We start from the raw sequence: 6204 nt of genomic DNA on the forward strand, positions 1-6204 counted from the left end.
AGCCCCGATGAGGGCGGTGGTTCCATCACTCGACACCGCTACTGAGAAGCCGAAGACATCCCCACTGTCGCCGTCGGTCGCGGTGAGTTTCTGCTGTTGGCTGAATGGCGGGCTCGGCTGGGTGCGGGCGCTGGGGGCTGGGTGCGTCGGGGCCGACTCAGCACTCCTCACAGTCGTCGGAGCTGTCGCCATTCCGCTGCCGGTGAGCGCGAGCCCGGCGAGTCCGCGCCGGAGGAGGCGCCGTCGGCTGAGTCGGGCTGGCCGAGTGGCTGGCGAGTCAGCCGCGCGGTCGTCGCGCATACCCAGGGCTCAAGCGGACGAATCATACCTCTTTGCCTATCACCCCCGCTGTGGCCGGGGTGTCTCACACCCCGTCACCAGTTCCAGAAGGGAGGGAGCGTGTGATGAGGGCCGTGGGGGAGTGCGCCGCCTCCAGAGAAGGCCGGGCTGTCTCTGGGAAGCAGCATCTGTGGTCTCGTCGGGAGCCGTCTTCACCCGCCGGGCACTGTTGCTGGAGCTGAGAGCGCTCGATAGCCACATGCTCTCACGACAGCAACGGCACCGAGGGCTGAGCGCGTTCGTCGCGTCGTTGGTTGAGTCGGCGACGCTCGCCGGTTCGTCGTGCCCGTCGCGGGAGCACGGCCAGCACGGCAGCTCCGTGTCCGCGGTCCAGTCGCCACAGGCACAGTCGTCGGGGCGGCCGTCGCCGTCCCGGTGGCGTCACCGGACAGACCGGAGGCAGATTGAAGACCGTCAGACCACATAAGCCAACTATGGACACGACGACGCGGGGGGTGGTCACGCTACTGGCCGCCGTGGTGTTTTTCACCGGAGTCGCCGCGGCACAGGGCGCGACCGGCGACGTGGGTGGGATTCAGGGACTGATCGACCTGCTTGAGAGGATCATCGGGTTCCTCAACGCCTTTGCCAGCGCGCTCGAGAGTACCGCCGGCTGATTCCCCACCCGACCGTCCCACGGTCCGGCCCGGCAACGACGCGGGGGCAGACTCCGAGATAACTCGACCAGTCTCGGAGTCTGCACGTACGGCTCAGTGGTGTGCAGACGACCTGTGTCGGTCGTTCCGACGAGGTCACGTCGTCTTGTAAGCCAGTTCGGTGATCTGTTCGGAAGATTCTGGACGAAATCTGTCACAAAGTGTCAGCAAAGCTATCTGGCAGGGAAACTGGCTCGCGACCGATCTCGCTATAATATTCCGGACGCTTCCGAGGATAGTCGGATCTCCTAGCAGACCGGCTTCGGGTCCAGTCCCATCTCCTCCAGGCTGGTCGCGTACTCGTCGTACGCCATCCCGACGGCGTCGGTGGTGGCCTTCTGCGCGGTCACCCAGTCGCCGTCGTCGGTACAGACGGCGTCGAGCACGCCGGCCGCGTCGTCGGGCATCGCCTGCAGGTCGCTCCGGACCTCGCGGACGGTATCGGCCTTCGAGCGGTCCCCCTCGTTGACGAGGAAGTTGATGACCTGCAGGAGCAGTCGCTCGGCCACGAGCGGGTATGCGACGAGGCCGGCCGCGACGCGCTCGGGCGTCGTCTCGGCGGTCCCGAGTTCGTCGATCACGTATGGCGGGTCGCCGTCGGCGTCGGCCCCGTCGGCCAGCCCAAGCAGCGCGTCGCCGTGTTCGGTGGCGGTGGCAGCCGCGTCGGCGAACGCCTCGCCGGCGGGCCCGTCGGTCGCGTCGGCCCAGTCGGCGAACGTCGCCGCCGCACCGGCCAGTAGCCGGGCGGGGGCGCTCAGAACCGGTCCCCGCTCCAGCTGTGCACCGGTCACCGCGACGAGCGCCTTCTCCGAGCCCAGCCGGTCGAGTTCGGTGGCCCGCTCCCCGCGGACGTTCGCCACGAGTTCTGCCCCGTTCATACGTACCCGGTCGACGGGCGTCCACATAGGCGTGTGGCCCGCCCGCACCGCCCCCCACCCCCCCTCGTCGCCCACGCTTATGCCGCCGCCCGGTCTACCCACACCCATGACCGGCGACGCCGACCCGGACGCGAGCCCCGCCGAGGGCGATCCCGTGGCCGAGTCGCCCGAACCCGACACGGCGGGCGCGCTCACGCCCGCGGAACTGGGAACGTGGCTGGACGAGGGCCGCGCGTTCACGCTGCTCGACACCCGGAACCGCGAGGAGATCGACGAGTGGCGCGTCGACGCTCCGCGCCGGCTGGAGGTGCCGTACATGAAGTTCATGAGCGCCCGCGTCACCGGCGGTGTCGAGGACCTCGTCGAGGGAGCGGGCCCGTTCGTGGCGGTCTGCCCGCGCGGCGAGGCCAGCGCGGAGGTCGCGGACCTGCTCGCCGACGCCGGGTACGAGGCGTACAACCTTGCCGGCGGAATGTTCGGCTGGGCCCGGCTGTACGAGGCGACGGAACTCCCGACCGACCCGCTCCCCGACGGCGTGACCGTCCTGCAGTACCGCCGCCCCTCCAGCGGCTGCCTAGCGTATCTCGTCCTCGCGGACGGTGAAGCGGCCGTCGTGGACCCGTTACGCGCGTTCGCCGATCGGTACGCTGCCGACGCCGCCGACCGTGGCGCCGACCTCGTCGCTGCAGTGGACACACACGTCCACGCCGACCACGTCAGCGGGGGCCGAGACGTGGCCGTAGCGACCGGGGCCGAGCCGGTCCTACCGGCGGGCGCCACGGAGCGGGGGCTGGCGTTCGACGCGACGCTGCTGGACGGCGGCGAACGCCTCTCGATCGGGAGCACGGCGCTGGAGGTGGTCGCGGCCCCCGGCCACACGACGGAGATGCTCGCGTACCGGGTCGGTGACCTCCTCCTGACGGGCGACTCCCTGTTCGTCCACAGCGTCGCGCGGCCGGACCTGGAGGCCGACAGCGACCACGTCGAGGAGTTCGCAGCGACGCTCCACGGGACGCTGACGGAGCGGTTCGGCGCGTTCGAGGACGACCTGCTCGTCGCACCGGGACACTATGCGAGCGTGGACGAGGTGGTCGATGGACGGGTGACCGCGCGCCTGGGCGACCTCCGCGAGTCGCTGGGTCTCCTGTCGCTCGACCGCGGGGCGTTCGTCGAGCGTGTGCTGGCCGACATGCCGCCCCGGCCCGCCAACCACGGGACCATCATCGAGATCAACGTCGGGCGGGCGACCGCCGATGGGGACGAGGCGTTCGAACTCGAACTGGGGCCGAACAACTGCGCCGCGACGGCGGACTGACGTGTCCGGGGGCGTGCTGGACCCCGAACGCGGCTAGTGTCGGCTGGTCCGGCGCAGTCGGTGGCTCCGGGAGCGTGACCCCGGGCGAAACCGCCAACGCCCACGTACTAGTCTCCCATACGCAGTCACGGTGAATGAATAGCAGACAATACGACTCTTTCACTCGAAAACGTGCGTAAGCGTCTGGCATGTTCATATCCATGCAGATTGTAGCGCGGGTTGGAGCATGGCACTGAATCCGAAACTCACGACGCTATTTGTTGTGATAGCCGTGCTTGGAACTGTGGCGGCGCTCGCTACGGGTGGTGTCACAGGGCAGACACAGGCCGGCGTGACAGCACAACAGACGACCGATGAGGAACAGACCGACCAACCCGAAGACGACGGTGGAGACCACGCCTCCGAAGGTAACGAAACAATCAGGACTGTCAACGGAACGCTCGAATCGTCAGGCGGTGAAGATTATCGTCTTGATGGGTTAGTGATCGATATTGGCCCGGAGTGGTACACAAGCAATACGACTGCCGACACCGACTTTGACGGTGATGGCACGACCGAAACGATTCGCAGCGAGTTTGACGGGCTTGTCGGGGAAGAGGTGACATTGACTGTCGAAACTGACGGTGAGGAGGGCGACGTGCGTGCCGTTAATGATCATCAGTACCGTGAACAGGGCCCCCCACCGTGGGCGGGCGGTCCCCACGGGAACGGTCCTCCTGACCATGCGGGTGGTAGGTCGTAACTGGACTGCATTTCTGAAGACAGCACTCTAACATGAAATTAGCCGACTAATTTTTATGATGGATAGTTAGCTACTGTTCTGAAAGCGGACAACGCTCTATATATTGTATTTCCAGTGATGTGAGGCCCCCCGCTAAGACGCTGTGATTCGGCTCCCGTCTTGTATTTTCAACGGAGTACCATACGCCACTGTTGGCGGTTTCCTCGGGTGTGGTGTCGACGACCGCCGGCTCGGTGCCGAGCCCGGCAAGCGCTCGGTACAGGTGCGCGTCGTGCGCGCCGGCCTCCTCGCGGCACTCGACGAGCTCGGCGTCGGCGTCGACGAGCCGCTTCAGCGTGGTCCGGACGTGTTCTTTCGACACCTCGGCGGCGTCGGCCACCTCGGCGGACGGGCTTATTCGTGTCAGGGCCGTACTGTACATACAATGTCATTCAGTCGCGCGACGATCACCGGAATCACCGATATCAGCCCCGACTGTCGGCAGTACGTCGTCGAGCTGGACGACGGTGAGTTCGCGGGTGAGGCGGGGCAACACACCGCGATCCGGACGGACGACGGCGTGAAGCCGTACAGCGTCCTCGCCGTCGACGGGGCGAGAGTCGGCCTCATGCTCCGCGCGTACGGCACCGACGGCGTGGCCGACTACATGGACGCACGGTCGGTCGGCGACACCGTGCAAGTGAAGCCGACACTGACCGGGAGTCTCCGACTCCAGGGGACGGACCGGCCGGCAGTGTTCGTCGGCACCGGCACCGGTATCACCCCGCTCATCGGGCTGTTACAGGCGTACGTCACGGGTGGTGGTGGTCCCCACGCGGTGTTCGTGTTCGGTGAGAAGACACGGGAGCAGCTGCTCTACAAGTCGCTGCTGGAGCAGTACGAACTCGCCTACCCGGTTGAGGCGCGGTTCTCGCTCTCCCGCGAGGACTGGCACGGCCACACCGGGTACGTTCAGGAGCAGCTCCCCGACGTCGTCGAGTCCGTCGGAGCCAACGCGGACTACTACGCCTGTGGGGTACCGGCGGCGGTCGTCGCCGCGAAGGAGCGGCTGGACGAACTGGACGTCCCGTCCGAGCGCGTCCACACGGAGGGCTGGGAAGACGCGCAGGTTGCCTGAGCTCGGCGCGACCCCCCGTGTGCCGCGCCTGCGGACCCGGATTATATTTTCCGCCCGCCGCCGAGGGCTCGTGCTCACTTCGTGGAACTCGAATCAGACCGACGCGGGACTCGCACTCCAGACGACTGACGGTAAGCGAGTTGTCCTCCAACTCGGTTACGGGACGGCGGAGTTCTCCGGCACTGATAGATTCCGGATCCGCTGCTGAATACAGAGCGCGAGTACGCCACAGGGTTCGCGTGCTATCTGCAGTCGAAGCCATGCCGTTTCCTGTTTTGATGAATACGTTTGTCACAGCCACTTGCTGACTACATCCTCTGTATCGGTCACGCCCATACTGTCAGGTAGCGAGACGATAGGGGAGAATCGCCCGTCTCTCCGGACGCGAGTTGTCCTCCAACCCGTCACCAGTTCCAGAAGGGGAGGGAGCGTGTGATGGAGGGTCGTGGGGGAGTGCGCTGCCTCCCGAGAAGAACGGACTGTCTCTGTGGAAGCAGCATCTGTGGTCTCGTCGGGAGCCGTCTCCACCCGCCGGGCACTGTTGCTGGGGCTGAGAGCGCTCGATAGCCACATGCCCTCACGACAGCAACGGCACCGGGGGGCTGAGCGCGCAGACTTCGCGGTCGGCGAGGGCTCGGATGCCGTCACCCACGGGCTTCGCGTCGACGCCGACGACTGATGGCGAGCGGCCTGCTGGAGCGGGTCTCGCCGGCCGCGACCCCCACCTTTCGACTGGACGACCGGCCTCCTCGCGACGGCGCGCGGCGCTGGTGATTACCAACAGTCGGCGAATCGGTTACCAACCGCCCGACCGCTCGGCATGGAGCGCTGTTCCGACTGCGGCGAGGCGTTCGTCTTCTCGGTCGGGCTGGACGAGCACCGCGACCGATGCACGGGGTCGACCTCCGACGCGGCCGCCGGCTCGTTCGGCGACGGGAGCTGTCCGATGTGCGGAACCGACTACGGAGAGAAGGGGTACCTCCAGCACCTCGCCGCCTGCGACGGTGCCGGGGACGACGAGGGGGCGACGACAGCGACGGAGCCGGCGCCGACCGAGGCCGCCCGGCACGACACCGACCGGCCGAGCTGGGACTAATTCGGTCGCCGTAACGGGGCAACTGTTAATATTGTACTCACAGTTGTGCCACTCGTCTGGC

8 protein-coding genes are annotated in these 6204 nt (G+C 66.9%); 5 read left to right on the forward strand and 3 right to left on the reverse strand.

What is annotated here, in order from left to right:
• Nucleotides 1-300: FG-GAP repeat protein (locus tag DP107_RS18480; protein WP_185977400.1), on the reverse strand; the 300-nt coding region annotated here is incomplete at its 3' end.
• A gap of 473 nt (nucleotides 301-773) precedes the next feature.
• On the opposite strand from DP107_RS18480, the gene DP107_RS18485 reads away from it, so the two are divergent.
• Nucleotides 774-956 (forward strand): hypothetical protein, encoded by a 183-nt coding sequence (locus tag DP107_RS18485; protein WP_144263568.1) that lies wholly within the window; start codon nucleotides 774-776, stop codon nucleotides 954-956.
• 287 nt (nucleotides 957-1243) lie between these two features.
• Here the strand turns inward: DP107_RS18485 and DP107_RS18490 are convergent, their stop codons facing one another.
• A complete protein-coding gene (locus DP107_RS18490; protein WP_144263569.1) occupies nucleotides 1244-1873 on the reverse strand; it encodes a hypothetical protein in 630 nt (209 codons plus the stop codon).
• Between the two features lie 106 nt (nucleotides 1874-1979).
• On the opposite strand from DP107_RS18490, the gene DP107_RS18495 reads away from it, so the two are divergent.
• Both DP107_RS18495 and DP107_RS18500 read left to right on the forward strand, forming a co-directional pair.
• Nucleotides 1980-3188 carry an MBL fold metallo-hydrolase gene (locus DP107_RS18495; RefSeq protein ID WP_144263570.1) on the forward strand — a complete coding sequence of 403 codons (1209 nt, stop codon included), beginning with the start codon at nucleotides 1980-1982 and terminating at the stop codon, nucleotides 3186-3188.
• A gap of 226 nt (nucleotides 3189-3414) precedes the next feature.
• Nucleotides 3415-3930, forward strand: coding sequence for a hypothetical protein (locus DP107_RS18500; RefSeq protein WP_144263571.1), 516 nt, complete (start codon nucleotides 3415-3417; stop codon nucleotides 3928-3930).
• A 70-nt stretch (nucleotides 3931-4000) separates the two neighbouring features.
• On the opposite strand, the gene DP107_RS18505 is transcribed toward DP107_RS18500, so the two are convergent.
• Nucleotides 4001-4309, reverse strand: a complete 309-nt coding sequence (locus tag DP107_RS18505) for a hypothetical protein (protein WP_185977398.1) — start codon at nucleotides 4307-4309, stop codon at nucleotides 4001-4003.
• Nucleotides 4310-4354: 45 nt separating this feature from the next.
• Between DP107_RS18505 and DP107_RS18510 the strand changes: the two genes are divergently transcribed.
• Both DP107_RS18510 and DP107_RS18515 read left to right on the forward strand, forming a co-directional pair.
• Nucleotides 4355-5047: an FAD-dependent oxidoreductase gene (locus tag DP107_RS18510; RefSeq protein WP_144263573.1), complete on the forward strand. Its 693-nt coding sequence runs from the start codon at nucleotides 4355-4357 to the stop codon at nucleotides 5045-5047.
• An 820-nt stretch (nucleotides 5048-5867) separates the two neighbouring features.
• Nucleotides 5868-6143, forward strand: coding sequence for a hypothetical protein (locus DP107_RS18515; RefSeq protein ID WP_144263574.1), 276 nt, complete (start codon nucleotides 5868-5870; stop codon nucleotides 6141-6143).
• Nucleotides 6144-6204: the final 61 nt, after the last annotated feature.

It is taken from the genome of Haloglomus irregulare (assembly GCF_007421925.1).
Lineage (GTDB): Archaea > Halobacteriota > Halobacteria > Halobacteriales > Haloarculaceae > Haloglomus > Haloglomus irregulare.

What these genes read in the sequence shown, in the direction of transcription:
- DP107_RS18510 (WP_144263573.1), top strand. Translation starts at nt 4,355, where the DNA reads ATGTCATTCAGTCGCGCGACGATCACCGGAATCACCGATATCAGCCCC.
- DP107_RS18500 (WP_144263571.1), top strand. Translation starts at nt 3,415, where the DNA reads ATGGCACTGAATCCGAAACTCACGACGCTATTTGTTGTGATAGCCGTG.
- DP107_RS18495 (WP_144263570.1), top strand. Translation starts at nt 1,980, where the DNA reads ATGACCGGCGACGCCGACCCGGACGCGAGCCCCGCCGAGGGCGATCCC.
- DP107_RS18485 (WP_144263568.1), top strand. Translation starts at nt 774, where the DNA reads ATGGACACGACGACGCGGGGGGTGGTCACGCTACTGGCCGCCGTGGTG.
- DP107_RS18515 (WP_144263574.1), top strand. Translation starts at nt 5,868, where the DNA reads ATGGAGCGCTGTTCCGACTGCGGCGAGGCGTTCGTCTTCTCGGTCGGG.
- DP107_RS18490 (WP_144263569.1), bottom strand. Translation starts at nt 1,873, where the DNA reads ATGAACGGGGCAGAACTCGTGGCGAACGTCCGCGGGGAGCGGGCCACC.